At 68.5% G+C, this 25,932-nt stretch carries 15 protein-coding genes; 4 read left to right on the top strand and 11 right to left on the bottom strand.

Features of this window, described 5'->3' with window-relative positions:
• Positions 1-135: 135 nt before the first annotated feature.
• The 4 genes from QCD70_RS18395 to QCD70_RS18380 form a co-directional block, all read right to left on the bottom strand.
• Positions 136-1,428, bottom strand: coding sequence for an ABC transporter substrate-binding protein (locus QCD70_RS18395; protein ID WP_301218959.1), 1,293 nt, complete (start codon positions 1,426-1,428; stop codon positions 136-138).
• Positions 1,429-1,514: 86 nt separating this feature from the next.
• On the bottom strand, positions 1,515-2,417 hold the full coding sequence (locus QCD70_RS18390) for a carbohydrate ABC transporter permease (RefSeq protein ID WP_301218957.1): 903 nt from the start codon (positions 2,415-2,417) through the stop codon (positions 1,515-1,517).
• Positions 2,414-3,370 (bottom strand): carbohydrate ABC transporter permease, encoded by a 957-nt coding sequence (locus QCD70_RS18385; RefSeq protein ID WP_301218955.1) that lies wholly within the window; start codon positions 3,368-3,370, stop codon positions 2,414-2,416. The genes QCD70_RS18390 and QCD70_RS18385 overlap by 4 nt, the downstream gene beginning before the upstream one ends.
• Positions 3,371-3,406: 36 nt before the next feature.
• Positions 3,407-4,426: a LacI family DNA-binding transcriptional regulator gene (locus QCD70_RS18380; protein ID WP_301218953.1), complete on the bottom strand. Its 1,020-nt coding sequence runs from the start codon at positions 4,424-4,426 to the stop codon at positions 3,407-3,409.
• Between the two features lie 172 nt (positions 4,427-4,598).
• On the opposite strand from QCD70_RS18380, the gene QCD70_RS18375 reads away from it, so the two are divergent.
• Positions 4,599-5,708, top strand: coding sequence for an LPXTG cell wall anchor domain-containing protein (locus tag QCD70_RS18375; RefSeq protein ID WP_301218951.1), 1,110 nt, complete (start codon positions 4,599-4,601; stop codon positions 5,706-5,708).
• Positions 5,709-5,906: 198 nt separating this feature from the next.
• Here QCD70_RS18375 and QCD70_RS18370 read toward each other — a convergent pair whose 3' ends face one another.
• The 4 genes from QCD70_RS18370 to QCD70_RS18355 form a co-directional block, all read right to left on the bottom strand.
• Positions 5,907-7,916: a glycoside hydrolase family 127 protein gene (locus QCD70_RS18370; protein ID WP_301218949.1), complete on the bottom strand. Its 2,010-nt coding sequence runs from the start codon at positions 7,914-7,916 to the stop codon at positions 5,907-5,909.
• A gap of 2 nt (positions 7,917-7,918) precedes the next feature.
• On the bottom strand, positions 7,919-8,830 hold the full coding sequence (locus QCD70_RS18365; protein WP_367316750.1) for a carbohydrate ABC transporter permease: 912 nt from the start codon (positions 8,828-8,830) through the stop codon (positions 7,919-7,921).
• A gap of 4 nt (positions 8,831-8,834) precedes the next feature.
• Entirely contained in the window at positions 8,835-9,791 is a 957-nt protein-coding gene (locus QCD70_RS18360; RefSeq protein WP_301218947.1) for a carbohydrate ABC transporter permease, read from the bottom strand.
• 86 nt (positions 9,792-9,877) lie between these two features.
• Positions 9,878-11,173, bottom strand: a complete 1,296-nt coding sequence (locus tag QCD70_RS18355; protein ID WP_301218945.1) for an ABC transporter substrate-binding protein — start codon at positions 11,171-11,173, stop codon at positions 9,878-9,880.
• 162 nt (positions 11,174-11,335) lie between these two features.
• On the opposite strand from QCD70_RS18355, the gene QCD70_RS18350 reads away from it, so the two are divergent.
• Positions 11,336-12,370: a LacI family DNA-binding transcriptional regulator gene (locus QCD70_RS18350; RefSeq protein WP_301218943.1), complete on the top strand. Its 1,035-nt coding sequence runs from the start codon at positions 11,336-11,338 to the stop codon at positions 12,368-12,370.
• Positions 12,371-12,450: 80 nt separating this feature from the next.
• Here the strand turns inward: QCD70_RS18350 and QCD70_RS18345 are convergent, their stop codons facing one another.
• Together QCD70_RS18345 and QCD70_RS18340 are read right to left on the bottom strand one after the other, a co-directional pair.
• Complete coding sequence (locus QCD70_RS18345; protein WP_301218942.1) at positions 12,451-16,473, bottom strand: OmpL47-type beta-barrel domain-containing protein; 4,023 nt, start codon at positions 16,471-16,473, stop codon at positions 12,451-12,453.
• A 94-nt stretch (positions 16,474-16,567) separates the two neighbouring features.
• The gene (locus QCD70_RS18340; RefSeq protein ID WP_301218941.1) at positions 16,568-22,810 is read right to left on the bottom strand and encodes an OmpL47-type beta-barrel domain-containing protein; all 6,243 of its coding nucleotides are present in this window, start codon (positions 22,808-22,810) and stop codon (positions 16,568-16,570) included.
• A 323-nt stretch (positions 22,811-23,133) separates the two neighbouring features.
• Between QCD70_RS18340 and QCD70_RS18335 the strand changes: the two genes are divergently transcribed.
• Both QCD70_RS18335 and QCD70_RS18330 read left to right on the top strand, forming a co-directional pair.
• Positions 23,134-24,159, top strand: a complete 1,026-nt coding sequence (locus tag QCD70_RS18335) for an NADPH:quinone reductase (RefSeq protein ID WP_301218940.1) — start codon at positions 23,134-23,136, stop codon at positions 24,157-24,159.
• 70 nt (positions 24,160-24,229) lie between these two features.
• Positions 24,230-24,724 carry a nucleoside deaminase gene (locus QCD70_RS18330; protein ID WP_301218939.1) on the top strand — a complete coding sequence of 165 codons (495 nt, stop codon included), beginning with the start codon at positions 24,230-24,232 and terminating at the stop codon, positions 24,722-24,724.
• A 53-nt stretch (positions 24,725-24,777) separates the two neighbouring features.
• Here the strand turns inward: QCD70_RS18330 and QCD70_RS18325 are convergent, their stop codons facing one another.
• Positions 24,778-25,842, bottom strand: coding sequence for a LacI family DNA-binding transcriptional regulator (locus QCD70_RS18325; protein ID WP_301218937.1), 1,065 nt, complete (start codon positions 25,840-25,842; stop codon positions 24,778-24,780).
• Between the last annotated feature and the right edge of the window lie 90 nt (positions 25,843-25,932).

Raw genomic sequence — 25,932 nt, 5'->3', positions numbered from 1 at the left:
CCTGGCGCGGGGGGGGGGGGGGGGCGGGCGGGGGGGGGGGGGGGGGGGGGTGGGGGGGGGGGGGGGGGGGGGGGGGGGGGCGGGCGCCGCCGCGCGGCCCCCCCCCCCCCCCCCCCGCCTCGGGGTGCCGAGAGGTCAGCCGATCGACGACCAGCCCTCCGTGAGCTTCTGCTTCAGCTCGTCAAGGGTGATCGAGTTCGCGAAGTACTGCTGCAGCAGCGGGGTGGCGTACTGGTCCTTCCACTGCGGGTAGTTCGTGGCCTTCTGGAACGGCGCACCGGTGAGGTCTTCACCTGTCGCGAGCAGCTCCTTCCAGCCGTTCTCGCCGTTCGTGTTCGTCTCCACGGCGGTGCGCGCGGCATCCGTCGAGGGGATCAGCCAGTCGCCCTCGGCGACCGAGGCCAGGTTGTCCGCGCTCATGAAGTAGTCGATGAACTTGGCCGATGCCTCGACGTTCTTGCTCTCGGCGGCGACGGAGAGGGTCTGCGGGTTCGCGGCCTGTACGGGGCCTGCGGAGCCGGCGAGCGGGGGCAGGACCTTCCAGTTGAAGCCCTCGGGAGCGGACTCGCTGATCTGCTGCGCCAGGAAGTTGCCGCCCACGTACATGGCGTACGTTCCGCCGAGGAAGCCGGGGAGGACATCCGACCCGCTCTGGGTGAGCGTGATCGGGTCGAGCGACGCGTCTTCGTAGGCCATGTCGTGCACGTACTTCGGAACGGCCAGCTCGTCGTCGCCGATGTCGATCTTGGCGGTGCCGTCGTCTTCGACGTCGAAGAAGGTGCCGTCGAATCCGAGGGCCGTGTTCATGATCGCGGCGGTGGGCTGCTTGAGGCCCCAGCCGACACCGAACTTTCCGTCGGCGGTGAGCTTCTTCGAGATGTCCTGCAGCTGATCCCAGGTGAGTTCGTCGCCCGTGGGCACCTCGACGCCGGCCGCGGCGAACGCGTCGGTGTTGGCGTACACCACGTAGGTCTGCAGCAGAGTCGGAGCGGCGACGATCTTTCCGTCGGCGGTCGACACCGTCTTCCAGACGTCGTCGGAGACGCTCGACTTCACGTCGTCGCTGAGGTGGTCGCTGAGGTCGGCGAGGTAGCCCTGGTTCGCGAAGCCGAGGATGTCGCTCGACTCGTCCTGGATGACATCCGGGGCCGTGCCGCCCTGGAACTGGGTGACGAGCTGGTCGTGCACGTTGTCCCAGCTTCCCTGGGTGAGCTTCACCTGGATGTCGGGGTTGTCGGCGTTCCAGCTGTCGACGATCTCCTTCGTGGCGGCCACCGTGGAGTCCTGGTAGGCGAGGCTCTGGAAGGTGATCTCGACGGGGCCGTCGTTCGACGAGCTGTCTGTCGTTCCGCCTCCGCCGAAGGCGCATCCCGACATCATGCCGATGATGGCGACGGCGCCGACGGCGACCGAAATCTTTCTTCTCATGGGTGAAACTCCTTTGTTTTCTGGTGAGGGCACTGCACTGTGTTGGGTATGGATGCGGGCTTCGCCCGGCGAGCAGGTGTCGGGCGTCAGCCCTTCACCGCGCCGCTGAGCAGGCCCGACGTGAGCCTCTTCTGGATGAGCGCGAAGAACACGAGGCTGGGGATCGTGGCGAGCAGCGACGCCGCCGCGAGCTGGCCGAGCTGCACCTGCCCCTCGGCGCCCACGAAGCGGGCGAGGGTGAGCGGCAGGGTCTGCAGCGCGGGGTCTTGAATGAGCACGAGCGCGAAGAAGAACTCGTTCCACGCCGAGATGAAGGTGAACAGGCTCGTGGCGACGAGGCCCGGGGCAAGCAGCGGAAGGATGATCTTGCGCAGCACGAGCAGCCTCGACCCGCCGTCCATCGCGCCGGCCTCCTCGAGTTCGACGGGGATGCCGGCGACGTACCCCTGCAGCATCCATAGCGCGAACGGCAGCGACCAGACCGTGTACACGAGGATCAGGCCGACCAGGCTGTTGATGAGCCCGATCTGCTTCAGCACCAGGAACAGCGGGATGATGATGAGGATGAACGGGAACACCTGGCTGAGCAGGATCCAGCCCGTGGCCACCGTGCGCAGCTTCGTCTTGAAGCGGGCGAGGGCGTAGGCCGCCGGCAGCGAGATCACCGTCACGATGAGGGTCGTCGCGACCGACACGATCAGACTGTTCAGTGCCGCCGGAATCAGATTGGCCTTCTCGGTGGCCTGCGTGAAGTTGTCGAAGTTGAGCGACTGCGGCAGAAACGACGGGGCCGCCGACTGCAGCTCCTGCGGCGTCTTGAACGCGGTGATGAGCAGGAACAGCAGGGGGAATCCGAGGAACACGATGTAGCCCGCGAGCGCCAGGTACTGCAGCGGGCGGGTGACCCGGCGGGTGCGCTTCGCCGACGAGAGCCTGCGGGGCGCGGGGTCGGGGCGGGCGGTCTGGGGACGGTCGATGGTGGCGGTCATGAGATGCGGCTCCTCGCCTGGCTGCGCAGATAGAAGAAGAGGAAGATGCCGATCACGACGACCATCACATTTCCCATGGCGGCGGCGTAGCCGAAGTTGCCGTAGCGGAACGCCTCGTTGTAGGCGAAGAGCATCGGCAGCATCGTCTGGCCGCCCGGTCCGCCGGCCGTGAGCACGTAGACCAGGGCGAAACTGTTGAAATTCCAGATGAGGTCGAGCGTGGTGATCGCCACGATGATGGGTCGCAGCGCCGGCAGGGTCACGTGCCAGAAGCGCTTGAACGCGCCTGCCCCGTCGATGGATGCGGCCTCGTGCAGGTCGGTGGGCACGTTCTGCAGCCCGGCCAGCAGCGTGATGGTCGTCTGCGGCATTCCGGCCCAGACGCCCACGACGATCACGGCGGGCAGCGCGGTCGAGAAGTCGCCGAGCCAGTTGATGTCGCCCGGCAGGCCGATGGCCCGCATGCCCTCGTTGATCGGACCGTAGGTGGGGTTGAGCATCAGGCGCCACATGATGGCGATGATCACCGGCGGCATGGCCCACGGCACCAGGGCCAGGGTGCGCGCGATCCAGCGGATCTTGAGGTCGAGGTTGAGCAGGAGGGCGAGGCCCAGCGAGGCGAAGAACTGCAGGATGGTCACGCCGAAGGCCCAGATGAGGCCGATGCGGAACGAGTTCCAGAAGAGCTCGTTGCCCATGAGCTGCGTGTAGTTGTCGACGCCGTTGAAGCTGACCGTCGCGTTCAGCCCGGCCTTGGAATCGGTGAAACCGAGAAGCAGGCCCTGTGCGAGCGGGTAGACGCTGAACAGCAGAACGGGGATCAGGGCCGGCAGTACGAGAAGCCAGGCGTCACGGCCTCCGCCGCCGCCGACGCGGGAGCGTCGACGCTTCTTGGGCGGGGCCGTGGGGGTCGGCGTGCCCGCGCGCGGGCGACTGTCGAGTGTGCTCGTCATCGTGCATCCTCTTCGATTGTGGGGAGGTGGGTCGGGTCAGGGGGTGAGGTTCGGTGCACCGGGTGTGGACTCGCGAACGGTCAGCGACGGCTTGATCACGACCTGCTCGACCGGCGCATCCGGTGTCTCGAGGCGCCGGATGAGCAGCTTCGCTGCGGCCCGCGCGCGCTTGACCGAGCCCAGGTCGACACTCGTGATCGAGGGGTTGGCGAGCTCGGCGATGTCGGTGTCGTCCATGCCGATCACCGCCACCTGCTCGGGCACCCGGATGCCGCGGGTGCTGAGCTCCTTCATCGCCGCGACGGCGAGCAGGTCGTTCGCACACACCACGGCGTCGGGGGTCGACTGCGAGAAGAGTTCGCGGGCCGCGTCGAGCCCGGCCCGGTAGGTGAAGTCGGAGGCGGCGGCCTGCATGTCGGCGACCAGCGGCATGCCGTGCTTGGTCATGGCCCGCATGTACCCGGCGAGACGAGCGGCGCCCGGAACGGTGTCGACGGGCCCGTTGATGAACGCGATGCGCTCGCGCCCCGCCTTCACGAGGTGCTTCACGGCGAGGCCGATGCCCTTGGCCGAGTCGGCGCGAACGTTGTCGAATTCGACGCCGGCGGGCAGCGATCCGATGATCACGACGGGCACGCGCGTCTCCTGCAGGGCGGCGACGAGTTCGTCGGTCACGCGCAGGGGGCTCATGATGAGCCCGTCGGCGAACCCGCGGTTGAGGCCGGCGAGAAAATCGATCTGGTCGCTGGGGTCGCTTCCGGTCGACGAGAGCACGAGGCGGTAGCCGGCCTCGGTCACGACACGGGAGACCTCGTGCATCATGGCGACGTAGACGGGGTTTCCGACGTCGGCTACGGCGAGCGCGATCTGCATGGTCTTGCCGACCTTGAGCGAGCGGGCCGTGGCCGAGGGAACGTAGCCCAGGGCGGTGGCGGCCTCGCGCACGCGCTCGGTCACGCCATCCGATGCGGGAAGCCCGTTGAGCACCCGCGAGACGGATGCGATCGACACACCGGCGCGCTCGGCGACCAGCACGAGTGTGGACTTCTTCGTCACGGGGTTCCCTTTGTAATCGTTTACAAGAACGTTTACAGGAACACTAGCCCGCCTCCCGCCGAGACGCAAGCGGAGGCGAACGGTTCATGAACAGACACCGACGAGCCGCACCGAACTGAGCATCCCTCGCTACGCTCGACGCGCCAGAGCACGTCACACATCGGAGAAACCCATGCACCCCGCCCTGAAGAAGATCGCCGTCGGAGCCGTCATCGTGACCGCTTTCGGCGCCGTCACGCCCCTCGTCGCCGGGTCGGCCAGCGCCGCCGACGCCACCGGGACTGTGACGGTGACGCAGTTCGACGACCGCTACGCGGACGGCCTCTTCGACACGACACTCGTCGCCCCCGACGGTCGCACAGACGAGAAGCGCACCTCCTCCTACGTGTACCTGCACGATGTCAACGGCAAGTGGTGGGCGACCAACACGAACGTCAGCGGCGATTACGTCTTTCCGAACATCCCCGTCGGCGCGGCCCAGATCTACGTGGGCGGCCCGAACAGCGGTGTGAGCTCGGCCTTCTTCGATGCCACAGGCGCAACGGGACTCGCAGACCTCGAGCGGCTGCCCGACGAGACCATCTCTTTCAGCAATGGCACGTTCATCTTCCAGGACGGCACCACCATCGACACCCTCAGCGGCCCGAGCAGCGTGCAGGGCGAGGCCTCGGTCACGGTCACGGCCGCCAGCCAGTCGAAACTCATCGGCATGTCGGCGTTCAAGGCGGGCGTGCAGACCGTTCTGGCGGGCGACCCCGAGACGCTCGTGACCGGATACGGCGTTCCGACCGTGTACTCGAACGGCGACTCCTTCGAGGCCGTCGAGTGGCAGCTTGGCAACTTCTACGTGGCCGACGACGACCACGAGGCGTACTTCTTCCCGTCCCGCTTCGGCGTCACGGTCGAGCCGAAGGAGGGCTACGTCGTGACGAACGTCGAGGCCCGCTCCTCGATCGACCTCACCCGCACCCTTCCCGTGACCGAGACGGACGGCTTCTACAGTGTCGACCTGCTGGGAGCGGCGACCTACTTCGACCGTATCGACTTCATCGTGACCCTCGACGTCGCTCCGCCGACACCGGTGGATCCGCCCACGACCACGCCGGGCACGACCACTCCTCCCGTGATCGCAGGAACCGACTTCACGTCCGGCGTGAAGCCGGCCGCGGGAGGCAAGACGCTCGCCGCCACGGGCCTGGATGCGACGGCCTCGGTCGCCGCCGCCGGCGCCCTGCTCGCAATCGGCGGCTTCGTGCTGCTGCGCCGCCGCCGCACCGCCTAGCACCTGCCGCGCTGAGGTGCGGAGAATGGCCGCTTCCGAGCATGTGGAGGCGGCCATTTTCCGCACCTCAGTGCGGCTCGCCGCCTCCGTCGAGGAACGAGGGGCGAACGCGAACTGACCCGAAGTGCTCTCGATTCTCAGAAAGGGAGCACTTCGGGTCAGTTCGGTGAGCGCTGTGCGGACCCCGTCGGGGCCGCCTCAGCGGCGCTGCGTCGGGATCCAGATGCGCATCGTCGACGGGCCGCGGTTTCCCCACGCGTGGTACGGCAGCAGCTCCGCCGTGAACGCCTCGGCATCGGAGGCCGCATTCAGCTCCGACTCGTACGGCCACTCCGACGTCGCCTCGGGCGCGACCCGCAGCGTCACGGTCAGCCTCCCATCGACATGCGATTCGACAGGCTCGACCGTGTCGTCGATCTCGATGCGGCTGAACTCCTCCTCGCCGCTGCCGACGCCGGCCAGCCCCGCCGACTCGAGCGAGAACACCTCAGGGCCGCGCTCGACAGCCACCGAGCCGCGGATCGCGTCGATGCGCGAGTCGGGGCGCGTGAAGCGCGGCCGCATGGGCAGGTCGAGCTCGAGCACGTCGCCCGCAGAGAACACGCGCGTCACCGTGGCATAGCCCGGCGACACGGTCTCTGCCGAGCCGCCAGCCTCGGTCGAGCCACCGGCCTCCGTCGCGCCACCGCCGACGGCGAGCGTCGCGCCCGTCGCCCACGAAGGAACGCGCAGCGACAGCGACACCTCGTCGGACGGCGCCTCGACGACGCGCACCACGATGCGGCCCGAGCGCGGGTAGTCGGTCTCGACCTCCACCGCGAGTCGCCCGCCGAGGCGCCCGCCGCCACCGCCCAGCTGCGTGTCGATCGTGGCGGGAGCGTACTGGTGCAGCTGCAGCCCCGTGTCGTCTACGGTCGCCACGTAGGCGGCGAGGCTCGCGAAGGTGCGCGCCACGTTCGGCGGGCAGCACGACACCTCGAACCAGGGCGCGCGCACCGACGACGACGCGCGCGGCGAGATCTCGTCGGGCGAACCGGCCTCTCCGGGCGTGCGCTGGTGCAGCGTGTTGGCGTAGAAGAACGCCGTTCCCTCAGCCGAGGGCGACGTCGCCACCACGTTGAACAGGGTGCGCTCGATCAGGTCGGCGTAGCGCACGTCGTTCTCCTCGAGCAGCAGCCGCCAGCTGAACATGATCGACGCGATGCCGGCGCAGGTCTCGGAGTAGGCGCGGTCGCTGGGCAGCTCCCAGTCCTCGCCGAACGCCTCGTCCTGATGGTGCGAACCCTGCCCGCCCGTCACATAGGTGCGGCGGTCGACGGTGCGCTGCCACTGGGCCTTCAGCGCGTCGAGCAACCCGGAGTCCGACTTCTCCACCGCGATGTCGAGCGCTCCGGCGGCGAGGTAGTTCGCCCGAACCGCGTGCCCGCGGAGCACGGTCGCATCGCGAACAGGAACGTCGTCTTGAAAGTAGGCCCGTCCGTACTCGATGTCCTTCAACGTCTGATGACCGCGTCGCTCGACGAACAGCTCGGCGAGGTCGATGTACGACTGCTCACCCGTGACCCGGCCGAGTTCGGCGAGGCCCACTTCGACCTCGGGGTGGCCGCAGACCGACTGGATGCCGTGCTCCCCGAAGCTCTCGACGATCAGGTCGGCGGCGCGTCGGGCGATCGACAGCAGCCCGTCGTCTGCGCCGGGCGCCGTGCGCTCCCGGGCGACGGCGGCCTGGAACAGGTGGCCGAGGCAGTAGAGCTCGTGGCCCCACTCGAGCTGCGTCCAGCGGGACTCCTGGCCCGCATGGCCGAACCGGGTGTTCAGGTAGCCGTCGGCATCCTGCGCCGCGGCGACCCGGTCGACCACTGCACGGAAGCGGGCCTCGAGAGCGTTGCGCCGATCGGAGCCGGAGTCACCGAGGCGGCCGATCTCCCAGGCCACGGCCTCGAGGTACTTGTAGATCTCGGAATCGGAGAACTCGCGTCCGCGCCGACCCTCCGACGCGGTGAGGCCCGCGGCGACCCGGTCGAAGTTGGCGAGCCAGCCCTCCTTCTCGAGCCAGTGCTCGATGTGCGGGAGGGTGGCTTCTCCATTGACCTGCTGGCGGTCCTGCCAGAAGCCGCCGGTGATGCGAACCTCGTCGAGGCCCAGGGGTCGGAGCGCACCGGAGGTGGGAACCACCGGAGCTGCGACGGTTCGAGTGATGAGTGACATGGTTACCCCTTGAAAGCGCCCGACATGAAGCCGCGCACGTAGTGACGTTGAAGGATGAGGAAGAGAAGGATGCACGGGAGTGCGAGAACGACGACGCCGGCCTCGGTCGCGCCGTAGTCGACGACGCCCTGCACCTGCCCGCGCAGGTTCGACACGGCGAGCGGAAGAGTCATCTTCGCCGAGTCGTTGATCAGGATGAGCGGAGCCATGAAGTCGTTCCACGCCGCGAGGAACGCGAACAGCCCCACCGTGATGAGCCCCGGCTTCACGGCCGGCACGAGCACCTTCCACAGCACCGTCCACGAGTTGCAGCCGTCGACCATCGCGGCCTCGTCGAGTTCTTTCGGGATCGACTCGAACGCGATGCGCATCATGAAGGTCGAGAACGGCAGCTGGAACATCGTGAGCACCAACGCCACTCCGACGAGGGAGTTCGACAGGCCGACCATGTTGAGCAGCACGTACAACGGAATGAGCAGCGTGGCATACGGCACCATCAGGATCGCGATCGTCGCGAGGAACAGCGCGTTCTTGCCGTGGAAGCTGAACCGGGCGAACGCGTACCCCCCGAGCAGCGAGATCACGAGCGTGAGCACCACGGTCAGCAGCGACACGAACACCGAGTTGCCGATGTACTGCAGAATGCCGTCCTGGTAGTTCGCCAGCGTGATGTAGTTGCCGAGGCCCCAGCCATCGGTCTGATTCGTGCCCGCGAGCGGCGCGACCGATGAGATCGCGGTCCACACCAGCGGGTAGAGGAAGATCACGGCGAGTGCCGCGGTCAGAACCCAGAACGGCATCTGGATGGCGATTCCGCCGAGACTCGTCGTGCGAGGCGCCTTGCGGCCCCCGCGGGGCGGCTCGGCCGGGCGGTCGGCCGCGACGGTCGTGGGCGGTTCGATGAGAGCGGTCACGGCTTCAGTCCTCGGCTTTCTTGCTGAACGCGCGGATCTGCACGATGTTGATGATCACGAGGGCGGCGAGCACGATGACCGACAAGGCACCGGCGACGCCGAGGTTGTTCGGCCCCTGGAAGGCCACGTTGTAGATCAGCTGAACGACGGTGATGGTGCTGTTGTCGGGGCCGCCCTTGGTGAGGATGTAGAACTGCTCGAAGGCGAGCAGCGATCCGGTGACGCACATCACGGTGGTCAGCGCCAGCGTGGGCTTGAGCAGGGGAACCGTGATGTCGCGGAAGATCTGCCAGCGTGATCCGCCGTCGATGCGGGCGGCCTCGTAGACCTCCTCGGGAATGCCCTGCAGGCCCACGAGCATCAACAACATGTAGAAGCCGGCGAACCGCCAGACGATCAGGAACAGGGTCGACCAGAGCGCGGCATCCGGGGTGCCGAGGAACGTGAACCCCCACGACTTCGTGAGCTCGGCGAACGGGCCCGCGATGGGCGAGTAGAGAACGTAGAAGAGCAGGGATGCCGATGCGAGGCCGAGCGCGCTGGGTACCAGGAAGGCGGTTCGCAGGAACCCCTTCCAGCGGCTGGACTCCTGCACGAGCAGTGCGAGCCCGAGGCCGAGGCCGATGAGCAGCACCGTGGCCAGGACGGTGTACTTCAGGGTGAAGATGACCGAATCGATGAAGAAGCGGTTGTCGAGGGCCTCGGGAAAGTTCTCGGGGAAGTTGATGCCCTGGTTGCCGCCGAGCAGCGGCCAGTCCGACGCCGCCATCTGGAAGACGAGCACGAGCGGCACCAGGAAGAGGAGGACGACGAACAGCGCCGTGGGCAGCGCGAACAGCCAGCCCGTGAGGGCCCCTCCGGATTGGCCCTGTCTGGAGCGTCGCGGGCGGCGTCGGGACGGAGCACGACCGGGCCGGGTCGCCGCGACCGGCGCCGATGCCGGAGTGACGGTGGTGCTCATGAGGGAGCCTTTCGATGCGGTGATGCGGGTGTGGAGCCGGGGCAGGCGTTGCGGGCGCCCGCCCCGGATGACGCTGGTGACGCCGGTTACTGCGAGAGCACCTCGGTGATGGCCTCGTTGTCGGCGTCGAGCGAGTCGCTGCCGTCGAGAACCGCGTTGCGCACGAGTTCGAGCCACGGGCCGGTCGGCGAGTTGAACGCCTCCTGGAAGTTCTTCGACACGGGGGTGTCGCCCTTGGCCGCGACCTCGTTGATCGTGACCAGGCGCGGATCCTTGTCGGAGTAGGCGTTGCTCGACAGGTCGCTGCGGGAGACCACGTCGCTGTCCTTCGCGAGGACCTCGACCTGCGCGTCCTCCGACATCAGCCAGTTGAGGAAGTTCCACGCCTGGGGCGACTTCTTGGAGTCCTTCGAGATTCCGATGCCGTCGCCACCGACGAACGTCGAGGCGCCGCCATCCGGCCCCGGGATGCCGGCGACGCCCACATCGAAGGGCGTGGAGCTCAGCAGCGTGGCGGGGTAAGGCATAACGCCGACCTTGCCCTCGGTGAATCCGGCGGTCCAGGTGGGGCCGGCCTCATCCTTCGACGACGGCAGCACCGTTCCGGAGGCCCACAGGTCGGCCCACGTGGCGAAGACGTCCTTCGCGTTCTTCTCGGCGAGCAGCGACTCGGTTCCGTCGCCGTTCATGACCTCGTCGCCCGATGCCCAGACACTCGGGAACCAGGTGAAGACGAGGCAGCCGCCGCAGTTGAGGCCCGTGGCCGTGCCGTAGGTGTCGGGCTTGTTGAGCGCCTGAACCGCCTTGGCCTGTTCGGCGAACTCGGCGAGGGTCGTCGGCCCCTTCTCGGGGTCGAGTCCGGCCTCCTTGTAGAGCTCCTTGTTCCAGAACATCATCGAGAGGTCGAGCACGAAGGGCAGCACATGCTCCTTGTCGTCGACGGTGCCGGCCGAGAGGTGCCCCTTGTTGATCGAGTCCTTGAAGTCGAGGCCGTCGATGTTGGTCGAGATGTCCTGGAACAGTCCCTGTTCCACCCAGTTCGGCACGTAGACGATGTCTGCGGCGAACAGATCGGGAAGGCTTCCGGAGCCGGCTGCGGCACCGACCTTGGCCACGTAGTCGTCGTTCGGCACGACGGTGAGCTTGACCTGGTTCTCGTGGCTCGCGTTGTACGCGTCGACGAGCAGGTTGGCCTGCTTCTCGAGCGGGGCGCGGGTCCAGAGGGTGAGCTCGCTTCCGTCGTCGGTTCCTTCCGGGCCGGCGCTGGCTGCGGGGTCCGCGGCGGTTCCGCCACCGGAGCATGCGGCGAGTCCGGCGATGAGTGCGCCGGCGAGCAGCACGCCTCCCGCCCGTCGCATGCGATTACCTGCTGTGGTGATCATCTGTGATTCTCCTTTTGACTCTACGTTGAGTGGACCGTGCGAGGTCCTTCAGGTTCGGGCAGAAGCCGAAAGCTTCGAAACGCCTTTCGGCAGGCTAGCGCGTGGCCTGCAGCGACGTCAAGTGCATTCTCCTGTAGCCTTTTCTTCACGGAAGAGGTGCGCATGTCAGACAACAGAACGGGCACAGCGGGGGGCCGCGCTGCCACGCTCAGCGACGTGGCGAAGATCGCCGGTGTGTCTCTTGCGACGGCGTCGAAGGCCATCAACGGCCGCGGCGAGGTTGCGGCCGCGACGCGCCAACGCGTGCTCGAAGCGGCTAAGAAGATCTCGTTCACGCCCAACGAATTGGCGCGCAGCCTGATCAACGGTCGAACGGGAACGGTCGGCCTGCTCACGAGCGACCTCGAGGGTCGCTTCGTGATCCCCATTCTCATGGGCGCGGAAGACGCGTTCGGCGCAGGCCAGGTCAACGTCTTCCTCTGCGACGCCCGTGGCGACGCGATCCGCGAGCAGCATCACCTGAACGCGCTGCTCACGCGCCGGGTCGACGGCATCATCGTGGTGGGCCGCTCGACCGATCCCCGCCCCTCTCTCGGGCACAACATCCCCGTTCCCGTGGTCTACGCCTACGCCCCGAGCGAAGACCCCACCGACGTGTCGATCACTCCGGACAACCGGGCGGGCGGCCGCCTCGCGGTCGAACATCTCATCGCGTGCGGCCGTTCGAAGATCGCGATGATCACCGGGGAGGCCGCCTATGCCGCCGCCCAGGACCGGGCCGCAGGGGTCATGGATGCGCTCGGCGACGCCGGCCTCGAGCTGGTGGGGCGCCCCATGTTCTCGGAATGGTCGGAGCACTGGGGTCGCGACGCGTCGGCCATGCTCTTCCGACAGTTCCCCGACATCGACGGCATCGTCGCCGGCTCCGACCAGATCGCGCGGGGCGTGCTCGACACGATGCGCGACCTCGGCCGCGAGGTTCCGCACGACGTGGCCGTGGTGAGCTTCGACAACTGGGAGATCCTGGCCACGAACTCGCGCCCCGAGCTCACGAGTATCGACGCCAACCTGCAGCAGCTCGGGCGCATGGCCGCCACCCGCATCTTCGATGCCATCGATGGAACGGCAGCGGCTCCCGGAGTGGAGAACCTGCCGGGTCGCCTGGTCATCAGGGGATCGACGATAGCCCGCCGCTGAGTGCGAGGGCACGCCCTTCGACAGGGGCAGGGAACGATCCGTTCCCTGAGCCTGTCGAAGGGGCGAGCGCTACCCGCGGCCTACTCGACCGGCGCGGAGTAGTGGCGCCGGAGGAGCAGCGCTCCCGCGGCCACCAGCAGCAACGCCGCCAGCGCAGGCAGCAGCGGCTCGGCGCCCGTCGCCGGCAGAGTGTCTCCTGAGGACACTCCCGATCCGCCCGACGATCCCGCAGGAACAGACGGAACCCCCGGTGCGGTCGGGACACCCGGCGTCCCAGGCTCCTGCGGGTCGACCGGAACCTCCCCCGCGGTGATCTGCACCTCGAGCGTGCGCGTCTCCTCGACGTTGCCGGCGGCATCCACCGAGCGGAAGCTCAGCGTCTGCCTGCCCACCTCGTCGAACACGATCTCGTCGTCGCCCGCGGCGATCCACTCGTCGCCACCACGCGAATACTCCGTGAGGGCGACGCCCGACGTCTCGTCGCTCGCGCTGATCGTGATGCGAACGGGCTTCTCCGGAGTCCCCGTCACCGGCGCGGCAGCAGCAGCGGCAGCGGCCCGGAGAGCGTCGCCGACCACCGTGGCCGAGCTCACCGGCGCGACCGAGTCGATCTTCACGCTCGCCAAGCCGATCTCCGAGACGTTTCCCGCGGCATCCACCGCCCGGGCATCGACCTGTGAGACACCCTGGGCCGACACCACGATCGGCGCCGTGTACGGCGCCCAATCGCCCGAGTCGACGCGCACCGAGACGGCCGGCGCGTCGTCCACGTCGTCGCTCGCGGTGACCGACACGGTCACGTCGCCGGTGTTCCAGCCGGATGCCGGCGGCACGGGCGCCTGCTCGAGCACCACGGTCGGGGCCACGATGTCGGGCTCGGGGTCGACGGCCTCCGCGGCGAAGACCCGCCACTCGTAGATGCCGCTCGACCCGCCGGCCGCGGTCTCGCCCCAGGCCTGCATCACCGTGCGCAGGGCGGTCGTGCTCACGGCGTCGAACGACACCGGATTGAAGGCCTCGCGATCGCGGCCGTATTCTCCCGTCGCGTCGACGTCGAGCCACTGGCCCGTCCTCACGTCGAGGTACTGGATGCGCCAGCTGCGCGGCACGATCACGCCAACGCCGGCCTCGTCGGTGGAGTCGGAGAAGAACTTCAGCTCCGAGCTGTCGACGTCGACGATGCGATCCCAGGTGAGCTGCACCCACTGCTCGCCGACTTCGGGCCAGGTTCCCCAGCTCGATCCGTCGGCGGCGCCGTCGTTGATGGCGCCGACCGATGTCCAGCTCGACGAGAACGACGCGGTCGCGGTGGCGAGGGGCGCGATGTTGCCGGTGAGCGGAACCGTGCTCGAGATCGGGACGGTGGCCTTGCCGGCGACCGACACGTTGCCGGCCGCGTCGCGTGCCCGGTAGAACACGTCGTGCTTCTGCTCGTCGACCACGACCGGGGCCGTGTAGGCCTGCCAGCCGAGCTGGTTGTCGATCGAGTACTCGAGCCCCGCGGTGGTCGCGAGTCCCGACACCGCGTCGGCGCCCGTGACGGTCACCTGGCGCGCGGCCGCGTCGACCGTGGCCTGCGCGGTGGGCAGCGTCTTGTCGATCGACACGGTCACGAGCGATTCCTCGCTGACGTTGCCCGAGGCATCCGTCGCCCTCGCCCGCACCTCGGTGGCGCCCTCGGCGCTCACGAGGATCTCGGCGAAGCGCACGTTCTCGAACGCCGTCCACGCGCCCGACCCCGACTTCAGCTCGATGCGGCTGCGGATGTCTCGGTCGTCGACAGCCGTGGCCCGCACCGTGCTGTTCGAGAGGTACCAGCCGCCGGCGCCCTGCGACCCGGTGACGGTGAGCGCCATGGTCGGAGCGGCGAGATCGGCGGGTTCGCCCAGCACCGTCCACTCCTTCACTCCGAGGCTCGACCTGCCCTCCACCGTTCCCTGGGCGACGAGTTGCGCACGCAGCTTCGTCGTGGTCACGGCGTCGAAGGTCACGGTGTTGTAGGCGTCGACCTCGGTGCCGTAGGCGGAGGCGTTCGGCACGGCGACCCAGGTCTCCGTCGCCGCGTCCCAGTACTCGAGCGACCACGACTTCGGCACCGCGATCCCATCGCCTGAAGCGTCGAGGTTGTGCACGAAGTACAGGGCGCTCTCGTCGATGCGCACCGGACTCGCCCACTCGTACTCGATCGTCTGCGGCCCGACCTGCGGCCAGGCGCCCCAGACCTGGGCGTTGTCGTCGGGCGTGACATCGCCGGATGCCGTCGGCTCGGTTCCGTCGTTGAGCCCGGCGACCGCATTCCACGGCGCCGTGTAGCTCGCGGCGGCCGTCGCGTCGAGCGCGACGTTCGTGCGCAGCTCGTCACCGCCGAGCACCGTGACGGTGGCCTCGACCTGCGACGTGGCGTATCCCTGCGCGGAACCCGACACGGTGAATGTGCCGGGCGCCGCGACGTCGGCCGCATCCACCGGCGACCACGCGACCGTCACGGGAAGGGTGACGCCGCCCGCATACGTCACGTCGACGGTCTCGGGCAGCTCGGGGAGCTCGCCGACGAGCGTGCTGACCGCCGCCGGGGTGTAGCCCGTCGCCGAATCGGCGTTGACCTTCCACTCCTCCACAGCGAGGGCGGAGTATTCCGATGGATTGGCCGTGCCGGGCGACGCCTTGAGCACCGCGCGCACCTGCGTCGTGGTGACGGCGTCGAAGGTCGTCGACTGCGGCGACGTGGTCGAGGTGCCGTACGGGCTGGCGTTCGGCACGTCGACCCAGGCGCCCTCCTTCCAGTACTGCAGGGTCCACGACTCCGGGTTCGAGACCCCGTTGCCCGTGCCCGGCGCCACGTCGCGGAAGAACTTGATCTCGGTGCTCGAGATGCGCACCGGATGCGGCCACGTGTACTGCAGCCACTGCTCCGCGGGCCGGGTCCCGGTCCAGCTGCCCCACATGTCCGGCGGCAGCGGATTGGGGCGCACGATCTCATCGTTGAGGGCCTTCACCCAGTACTGGGTGGGAACCGGGTCGTTCGACACGGTGACCTGCGCCCAGGGCGCGATGTTCGTGCGCGGCGTGGTGTTCGCCTGCTTCTCGGGAGTCTGCGTCACGAGCTTCATGCGGGCCGGCGTCTGAGTGTCGTCCCACTCGACCGTGTCGATGGCCACCGAGCGCCTGAAGTGGTTGCCGCCCACCGCATCCGCCGTGTGGTAAGCGATGACCCACTCGCCGTCGAACTCGGTGATCGCCGGATGGCTGGTGGTCGATGAGACCGGAGCGAGAACCGTGCCGCGGTAGGTCCACGGGCCGGTGGCGCTGGGCGCCGAGGCGTAGCCGATGCACGCGTGGTAGTTCGCCGGGGTGCAGGTGCTGCCCACGTCGTTGCCCGCGTAGGCCAGATAGTAGGTGCCATTGCGCTCGAACAGCCACGGGGCTTCGAAGAACCCGGTGAGTCCGGTGACCGTCTGCGCGCTGCCCACGAGCGTCTTCATGTCTGCTGCGAGCTCGATGCGCCGGGCCTGGCCGAAGCTGCCCCAGTACATCTGCACTTCTCCGTCGTCGTCGACGAACACGGTGGGGTCGATGTTGTGGATCGTGTTGCCGAGGATCTTCTGCGACACGATCGGGCCGCCAGCGTGGTCGGTCCAGGGGCCGAGCGGGTTGTCGCTCACGGCCACGCCGATGCCGAACTTGTCCTCCGAGGTGCTCGCGGCCTCGTGCACCGGCACGTACCAGTAGTAGCGCCCGTCGATACCCTCGACGACCTGGCCGGCGTAGGCGCGTCCGGGTGTCGCCCAGTCGAAGACGGCCTCGGGGCGCATGAGCGCGGGGTGGTGCTCCCAGACCCCGGAGTCGACGTCTGTGGTCGAGAACGCCTGCCACTCGTTCATGATGAAGTCGTTCTGGGTGGCGGACGCCTCGTCGCGGCCCGCGTAGATGTAGAGCGTGTCGTCGACCACGAGGGTCGCCGGGTCTGCCGAGTAGTACGACCCGTCGCCCAGAATGGGGTTCGACGTGGCCGCGTTCGCCGATGCGGCGGCGACGAGCGCGAGGCCGGATGCGACGAGGCCGGTGGCGAGCAGCGCGGCGGTCGTGCGAATGGTGCGTTTCACGTGTGATCTTTCGTTGATCGTGCGGTCGAGCGGGGTGCCCTTCTACAGGCTCAGGGAACGGTCCGTTCCCTGAGCCTGTCGACGGGGGGTGCGACTACTCCAGCAGCGCGGCGGAGTCCGTCGTGCGCGTCGAACGACGCGACCGGGTCGTGAGGTACAGACCCAGTCCGGCGATCAGCGCGAGGGTCGCGGCCCAGGCGATGAAGCCCACCGGCTCCCCGATTCCTGTGGATGCGATCGCGTCGGGCCCGGGGCCTCCCGCGACCACCACGGTGATCGGCGCCGACAGCTCGCCGCCCGGGTTCACGAGCACGATGCGGTGCGCTCCGGCCTCGGTCGACACGGGGATCGTCACGACGGCCTGAGCCGTGCCGTCGGCAGCCACCGTCAGCGTTCCCAGCGTGACCGGGGTGCTGCGCAGCTCGATGCGGAAGACCGCGCCGGGCTCGGCGTTCCTCAACGACACCGGAACCTGTCCGCCCGGGGAGACCGTCGTGACGCCGAGGTTCAGCTTCTCGAGGCCGGTCAGGCCGCCCGACGGCTCACCGGGGGTGCCCGGATCGGTCGGCGTTCCCGGGTCGGTCGGGTCGGTCGGATCCGTCGGGTCGACGGGCCCTGTCGGCTTGGCCGGAACATCGACGGAGGCACTGTCCGAACGGTTGCCCGCCAGGTCGCTCGCCCGGTAGTCGATCGTCACGGCCGCGTCGCCGGTGCCGAAGGGGGCGGAGTAGACCGTCCACTCGCCGCCCGCGACGCGGTACTCGACCTGGGCGATGCCCGATGAGGCATCCGACGCCGTCAGCGTGAGAGTGCGCGCGGCCGAATCGAAGGCCTGCGTGACCGTCGGCGCCGTGGTGTCGCGTTTCACGGTCACGGTCTGCGTCTCCGAGACGTTGCCGGCGGCATCCGTCGCCCGCAGCAGCACCGTTGTGCTGCCGTCGGTCGAGACCGCGATGGCCGCCGTGTACGGTGCCCATTCGGCGTCGCCGACCTTGGCCTCGACCTTCGGTACGTCGTCACGGTCGTCGATCGCCGATGCGGTGATCGTGGCCGTGCCGGTGAACCAGCCGGACGCGGGAGCCTCGGGGGCGACGGCGACGGTGAGCACCGGCGCCGTGGTGTCGGGCACCACGACCTCGGCCTTCTCGAAGACGCGCCACTCCTTGATGCCGAGGCTTCCGGCACCCGACGCAGTGCCGGCGGCCTTCAGCTCGACACGCAGCTTCGTGGTCGTGACCGGGTCGAACGTGACCGTGTTGAAGGTGTCGATCGCGGTCGGGTACTCCGATGCGTTGGCCACCTCGACCCAGGTCGACGTCTCGGCGTTCCAGGCCTGCACGATGTACGACTTCGGCACCGAGATGCCCACGCCCGCGCCGTCGAGGTTCGAGACGAAGTAGAGCTGCGCCTCATCGACGGTCACCTCCTCCGTCCAGTCGTACTGCACCCACTGGGTGCCGATCTCGGGCCAGGCGCCCCAGACGTTGGCGTTGTCGTTCGGGGTGACATCTCCCGACGAGGTCGGCAGCACATCGTCGTTGAGTCCGTTCACCGAGTTCCAGCCGGCGGTGACGGATGCCGTGGGTACGGCGAACAGCGCCACGTTGCGTCGGTGGTTTCCGTCGCTGGCGGCGACGGTCACCGGCTCGGCCTCGGTCACGTTGCCCGCCTTGTCGGCGGAGCGCAGGTGCACGACCGTCTCGTCGAGTCCGACGAGGATGGTGCGTGTGTACGCGGTCCACTCCACGGCGTCGCCGATCCGGTACTCGAGGCTCGCGACTCCCGACCCGGAGTCGCTCGCACTGGCCTTGACCGTGCGACCGATCGCATCCGGAACGCTCACGATGGCGGGCTTCGTCGCGTCGATCGTGAAGGTGAGCTCCTTGACCGTCGACACGTTGCCCGCGGCGTCGCGCGCCCTGGCCTGAACGGTGTGGCTGCCGTCGGCCGAGACCGCGACGCCCTCCGTGTAGGCCGTCCAGGCTCCGCCGTCGACCGCGTACTCGAGCACGGGGGCCGGATCGGCGTTGTCTGTGGCCGAGAGAGTCACGGTCACGGGGCCCGTGTACCAGCCGGATGCCGGGACGGCACTCGACGGGGTGATCGTCACGACGGGCTTCGTCGAGTCGACGGGCGAGCCTGTGCCGACCTGAACGGTGGCCGAGGCGGCGACGGGAGAGTTCTCCACGGTGCCGGCCACGGTGAACGTTCCGTCTGTGGCGTACTGGGCCGCGTCGATGTCGGCCCAGTCCACGGCCACGCCGCTCTGCCGTGATCCGTCGTTGTACTGCACGGTGACGGTCGACGGCAGGGCCGGGGCGACGCCCGCCCTCGTCTTCACGGAGACCGGGTCGATCGTGTTGATCTGGCCCGGAGGCGTCGCGCGGACCCAGACGGTGGCCTTCGCCGGAGCCGATGCCCCGTCGACGAGGCCGATGACCTCGAAGCTGCCCTCGTTCGCGTAGTTGGCCGCGTCGATCGGAGCCCAGGCAACCGGAGTGGCCTGGCGCGAACCGTCTGCGAAGACAGCGTCGACCGTCGCCGGAAGAACCGGGGCCACCCCGACGCTGGTGCGAACGGAGACCGGGTCGAGAGACTCGGGGGCCTCGGCGAACACCTTCCACTCGCTGACCGCGACACCCGCGTAGGGATCGTTGCCCGTGCCCGGGCCTGCTGCCGAGAGCACGAGTCGCAGCTTCGTGGTGGTGACCGCGTCGAACGTGACCGAGTTCGGCGCCGATCGCGCCACCCCGTAGGCGCTGGGGTTCTCGACGTCGACCCAGGCCGCGCCGTCCCAGTACTGGGCCTTCCACGACTTCGGAATGTTGACGCCGGCACCGCTGGTGGCGCTCGTCTGGTCGGCCCAGAAGCTGGCCTCGAGCGAGTTGACCCGCACGGGGCTCGACCAGTCGTACTGCAGCCAGCGCGTCGCCGGGCGAGAGCCCGACCACGTGCCCCAGAGCTCGGTCTGGGCGCCGCCGGAGTGCAGGATCGTGCCGTTGTTCACGGCGTTCACGTTGTTCCAGCCGGCGGTGAACTCGGCCGTGGGCGTCGCTGATCCCGCGACGTTGTTGCCGCCCGCGGCGACCTCGGCGGTGACGACCACGTCTTTCGTGCTCGAGAGCTCTCCATCGTTCACCGTGAGGCGCAGCGTGTAGTCGCCGGCCGCGGTGAAGCGCACGACGCTGGTGGCGGCATCCGGGCTCTCGAAGACGGCGAGGCCGTCTGCCGGTGCGCTCACGACGCTCCAGCTCGTGGTGAGGTCGGTGCCCGGCAGGCCGTCGTCCTTGGCCGTGCCGATGAGGCGCGCCTGGCCGGCGGCCGTGTACGCGGCGTCACGCCACGCATCCACCTGCGGCTTCTGGTTCGTCGAGGCCGGGGCCTCGACGCCGGTCGAGAAGACCTGCACCTCCTTGATTCCCGTCTTGAACCCGGCCGCATGGGTCGAGGTGACCCGGACCTTCTGCGCCGTGATCTCGGGGAACTGGGACTGGTTCAGGTTGGCCCGCGGATAGACGGGTGTCCTGGCCTGGGCCGGGATCGGCTTCCAGGTGCTGCCGTCCTGATACTCGATCGTGTACTGCGCGGGCTCGGAGTAGCCCTGCACCGTGGCGGTCGACGAGGAGTTGTAGAAGAAGACCCGGATGTCGTCGAAGGACTTCGCCGAGCCGAGGTCGACCTCGATCGAGTCCTTCGCGTTCGGAGAACCGGCGGTTCCCCAGAAGGGCTCGTTGATGGTCGTGCCGTTCACCGCGCCGGCCGGCGGGCGAGAGCCCGCCGAGAACGTGGCCGTGACCGGCTGACCCGCTGCGAGATTCGTCGATCCGACGCTGCGGGGGTCGATGTCGGCGCCCGCCTTGGCGAACAGGTCGACGACGCGGTCGGTCGACGCGAACTGTACGTCTCGAGGAGCCGTGACATCCTTCGTCGTCTCGGTCGTGACCGTGACGCCGTCCGGAGCCTCGACCTGGCCCGTGGCCGGGTCGTAGGTCACGTGGCTGAGCTTGTCGACCGTGAAGGCCAGCTCGCCGTCGAGGAACACCGAGTAGCCCTCGGGAACGTCGGCGCCGTAGTACTTCGTGCCGCCGGGCGCGTCCCACGTGATCGTGAGGTCGCTGTCGCGGTACTTGATGTTGTTCGCGGTGAAGTGATCCCACTCGATGTCGATCGGGTCGAGTTCGATCTTGGCGTCGGTGCGGGGGCGCAGGCCCATCGCATCCTCGATCATCGTGAAGTTCGTGGTTCCGAGGATCGTGTGGTGGATCCACGAGCGGTACCCGATGTTCTGGGGGTCGGCCGAGCCGTTCGACCAGAACTCGTTCTGGTCGGGCAGCCGGTTGTCTCCGCCGTTCTGGTAGTGCGACCAGGCGTTCCAGTAGAGCAGCTTCTTGTACCACTCGGAGTCGATCGCGTCGGTCGGGTAGTTGCGCAGAACGCTGGCCAGCATGCGGAAGGTGACCGTGGAGTTGATGACGGAGAAGTTGTTGCTGCCCGGTCCGCCGTAGTCGGCCTGGTCGGCCTGGTTCGCCGTGTAGAACGGGAAGATCGGGTACTGCTTGTCGTCGGCGAACAGGCGCAGGGCGTCGACGTAGTCGTCGTTGTAGTCCGCGTCGCCCGGCTTCGGCATGAGGCCGACCGTGAAGGGGTAGTAGTTGTTGATCTCCTTCCACTTCGCGAGCTGCCCGTCAGACGTGAAGCGGTGCTTCAGCAGGTTCTCGTCGGAGTCCCACAGGAGCTCGACGACCTTGTCCTTGATGGTCTGCGCGAAGTCGTCCATCTCGTCGGCCTTGGCGGTGTTGCCTGCCAGCCGGTAGGCCTCGGCGGACGCCAGCGCGTTCGAGTAGAGGTAGGCGTTCTCGGTGCGGTCCATGCTGGCGTTGGGCCGTTCGTGGAACGACACGGCGTCGGCATCGTTGCCCGTCATCGCGCCCCAGTTGTAGTCGATCAGGCCGCTGTCGTCGGTGTCGTAGGCGTCGAGCAGGCCCTTCACGTCGTACTCGGCGTATTCGGCGAGGTTGGATGCGATGGGTGCGGGCCCGCCGTGCAGCTGGTAGGCGCGCCACGCGGCCTCGGAGATGTACTGCGTGTAGCTGTTCGACCAGTTGGCGGGGTCGCCGGGGTTGTCGACGAACTTGTAGCTCTTGCTCGTCTCGCCCGCCGACACCCAGGGGCCGTACGAGTAGATCGGGTCGCGGAAGTACTTGAGGTCGTCGATGAACATGCCCGTGGTGAGCACGATCGCGTTGTTGTAGCCGAGCACGCCCTCCATCGAGGTGGGGAACTGGTAGTCGTTGCCCGGGATGTTCGCGTCGAGGAAGTTGAATCGCATGAGCCACCAGCGGTAGAACAGCGTCTTGTCGATGTTGTCTTCCGGGGTGTCGAGGTAGGGCACGTTGTCTGCCCACCACTTGTTGTAGGTGGTCACGCTCGTGGTGAAGGCTGCGGCAGGGGTGGCGGCGCGCACGGCGTCGTACTCCGTACGGCTCTCCTCGATCTCCGGCGTCACGAAGCCGAGCTGCACCTTGGCGCTGGCCGTACCGCCGGCCGGCACATCCAGCGTGCGGGTCAGCTGGCCTGCGTCGACGGTGAAGCCGTCGCCCGAGAACCGGGGGAAGACCGTGGTGAGGTTGTTGGCGGACGAGACCACGCCGGTGAGCTCGTCGCCCTCGACCGTGGTGGCGTAGCCGGAGGCGGCGCGCAGCTCGATGCTGGCCCCGCCGGTGCTCGACACGTCGAGGTTGGTGACGGCCACGTTGCCGTTGGTGATGAACTTGGTCTGAACGACGCGCAGGCCCTGGGCCTCATTGGTGTGCACGCTGCGCCAATAACTCGGCGTCTGCTTGCGCTCGGCGGTGACCTCGGTGAGGGCGACGGGGGTTCCACCGACGCGCAGCACGATGTCGTAGGCGCCGCGGTTGTCGATCGACTCCCAGTAGGCCACCTGGCCGCCGAAGCCGAGAACCTCGGGGCTGTGCTCCTTCATGAACACGGTGCGGCCGCGGGTGAAGAGCCACTGGTTGTTGTCGCCGTTGCTGCCGGCGGTGCCGGTGCGGGCGAGCATCTTGTCGAACCAGAAGTCCTTCGACGGGTCGGTTCCGGCGCCCGCCGCCACATCCGAGTCGAAGATCGACTGCAGCTGGTTGCGGGTGTCGTAGTCGCCCGTCGCGGGAACCGGGTCGGCGTCGCCCGCGAAAGTCGGGTAGCCGATGTCGTCGTTGGCCGCGAAGGCCGGGGCGGCTGTTGTCGCCGCGAAGCCCGTGGCGATCAGGGTGGATGCGGCCAGGACCGCGAGCCCCCTGGTGATTCGCCGACGCGCTGAAGGTCGTTCTTTGTGCATGGATGCCACGGAAATTGTTACCTCTCACCATTGAGACAGACGCTCTTGCTGATGGACGTTACTGCAGGGCTCTTCCGGGCCGCAAGGGCTTTCGGGATCTTTCGGAATGTTTCGGCAGGGTCGAGGGATGCTCGAATTTGCGGGGCTCTTGTGGCGAAAGCCCGCGCAGGCGCCTTTCTGCATCGCCGTGCAGCTCCGAGGGGGCTTCTGCTCGCCCGTTCACAGGAATAACGTCGAGTCCGAGCGGTTTTCGTACGTGCCACCTCGGTTCTTCCTGAGTTGTGGCAGCCGATCCGTGAAGCCACGACAGAAAGAAGCACAGAATGCGCGCAGTCACCTACGACCACACGGGAGATTCCGGCGTCCTCACGCTCACCGAGCGCGAGCCCGTCGACCCGGGCGCCGGCGAGGTTCGCGTGCGCGTGGTGGTCTCGGGGGTCAATCCCACCGACTGGAAGTCCCGCGCGGGCGCCGGAGCGGGCAGCGGCCCGTTCGATGCGCCGAAGGTTCCGAACCAGGATGGCGCGGGCGTCGTCGACGCGGTCGGCGAGGGCGTGACCGAGTTCTCCGTGGGCGACCGCGTCTGGCTGTGGGACGTGGCCTTCGGCACGAGCGCCGGCACTGCCCAGGAGTACGTGACCCTGCCGGCGACCCATGCCGTCGCGCTGCCCGATGACGCGACGTTCGACGACGGCGCGAGCCTCGGCATCCCGGCTCTGACCGCAGCGCTGGCGCTGGCGGCCAACGAGAACCTGCCCGACCGCCTGTCGCCGGGCTCGCTCGAGGGCCGTGTGGTGCTCGTCTCCGGCGGCGCCGGTGCCGTGAGCCACGCGGCGATCCAGCTCGCGACCTGGGCGGGTGCGACGGTCATCACGACGGTCTCGTCGGACGAGAAGGCCGAGCTGGCCCGCCGTGCCGGAGCGGAGCACATCCTGAACTACAAGACCGACGATGTGGCCGCGGCCGTCAAGGAGCTCGCGCCGAAGGGCGTCGACACGATCGTCGAGGTCAACCTGCAGGCCAATGCCGAGCTCGACGAGAAGATCATCGCCCGCGGCGGCACCATCGTGAGCTACGCCTCCGACGGCGACGACCGCGTGTCGCTTCCGATCGGCCCGGCCATGGGCCGCAACGCGCGCCTGCGCTTCCTGCTCACCTACACGGTGAGCGACGACGAGAAGCAGGATGCCATCACCTCGGTCTCCGAGGCGCTGGCCGCGGGCGTGCTGGGCGCCGGCGAGGAGACGGGGCTGCCGTTCACGCGCTTCGCGCTCGCCGAGACCGCGGCGGCGCACGACGCGGTGGAGCAGGGCGTCGTCGGCAAGGTGCTCATCGACATCGCGCCGTAGCGGGCCGTTCCCTGAGCCTGCCGAAAGGCCTCGCACGTCCGTCAACACGCGAATCCCCTAGGTTGATCTCATGCCGACCTTCTCGACCGCCGTCTCCGAATCCGACCTCTCGCACCTGCGCCGGGCGATCTTCGTCTCGATCGAGGCGAAGCAGCACGGCAACCACCCGTTCGGAGCGGTGCTCGTCGACGAGCACGGCACCGAGGTGCTGTCCGCCGAGAACACGGTCGTGACGCACTCCGACGCCACCGGCCACGCCGAGACCAATCTCGTTCGGCTCGCCACGAAGCAGTACTCCCTCGACGAGCTGCGCGGCTTCACCCTCTACACGAGCTGCGAGCCGTGCGCCATGTGCACGGGCGCCATCTACTGGGCGGGCATCGGGCGCATGGTCTACGCGCTCCCCGAGCAGGCGCTCATTCCCCTCACCGGCGACGACCCCGAGAACCCCACCCTCGACCTACCGAGCAGGGAGGTGCTGGCGCGTGGCCAGCGCACCGTCGTGGTCGCGGGCCCCGCCCTCGAGGAGCAGGCCGCCGAACCGCACCGAGGGTTCTGGCGCTAGCCGACGCAGCGGCCCGCGTCGGCGCGGCGGCGACGTCGGCGCCGCTGGCCGCGTCAGCGCGGCGGCGACGTGGATGCTCGGGTCACCAGCCGGGTCTGCAACTCGATGCCGGGCTGCCGGGCCATAGATATTCTGGAGCTTCGTCGGGCCTGCATGAGCATGCCGAACGCCGCCGCGCCCATCTCCCGGATGGGCTGGTGGATCGTCGTCATCGGCGGCGTCGCCCACGCGGGCTCGAGCAGGTCGTCGAAACCCACGACGCTGAGGTCGCCCGGAACCCGAAGCCCCGCCTCGAGGGCGGCGTCGTAGACGCCCAGCCCCATGCCGTCGGAGCACGCGAAGATCGCCGTCGGCCTGTGCCGCTCCGAGGCCAGCATCCGAGCGGATTCGACGCGGGCCGTCTCCCGATCCCAGTCGCCGTGCGCGATCAGCTCCGGCGGCACGGTGATGCCGGCCGAGCGCAGAGCGGTCGTGAAGCCGTCGACTCGTGCGCTGCTGTACAGGTGAGCCGGCCTGCCCGCGATGATGCCGAACCGCGTGTGGCCGAGTGCAAGCAGGTGCTCGGCAGCCATGCGTCCGCCGTCCCAGTTCGTGGCGGCCACGCTCGACACACCATCGGGCGGCCTCTTCCCGGGGTCGACGATCACAACGGGCACAGGAGCGTCGGCGAGGGCGTGCAGCTCGGCGGGCGACATGTCGACCAGCACCACGATCGCCCCGAGTGTCGAACGGCCCAGCAGTCGTCCGATCCAGGATCCATCGGATCGCGCCACCGAGAGGGTCAGGTCGATGCCGGCATCGGAAGCCTCCTCCTCGATGCCCTCCAGCACCCGGGTGATCCAGCTCCCCTCGAGATGCCCCACGACCACATCGATCGAACGCGGACCGGCGACCGCGCCCGCCGGGTCCGTCGGTGCGCTCGAACCGCTAGCGACCTGTCGCCGGGGCGACCGGGTGTACCCCACGGCGTGCACCGCCTCGAGCACACGCGCACGCATCTCGTCCGAGACGTCGGTCTTGCCGTTGAGCACCTTCGACACCGTCGGGATGCTCGTGCCCGCGTGCTCGGCCACCCGCGCGAGGGTCGCGCGGGGCGATGCCGGGCTTCGGGAATCCACACCCTGAGTGTAGCCACGAGTTGCGCAAGTTTAGACGAATATTCGGGACCCCTGAGATCTCGTGACCGCTTGTGCAGTAGGACCGGCACG

This window comes from Agreia sp. PsM10, from assembly GCF_030433855.1.
Lineage (GTDB): Bacteria > Actinomycetota > Actinomycetes > Actinomycetales > Microbacteriaceae > Agreia.
This window is presented reverse-complemented; position numbering and strand designations above follow the sequence as displayed.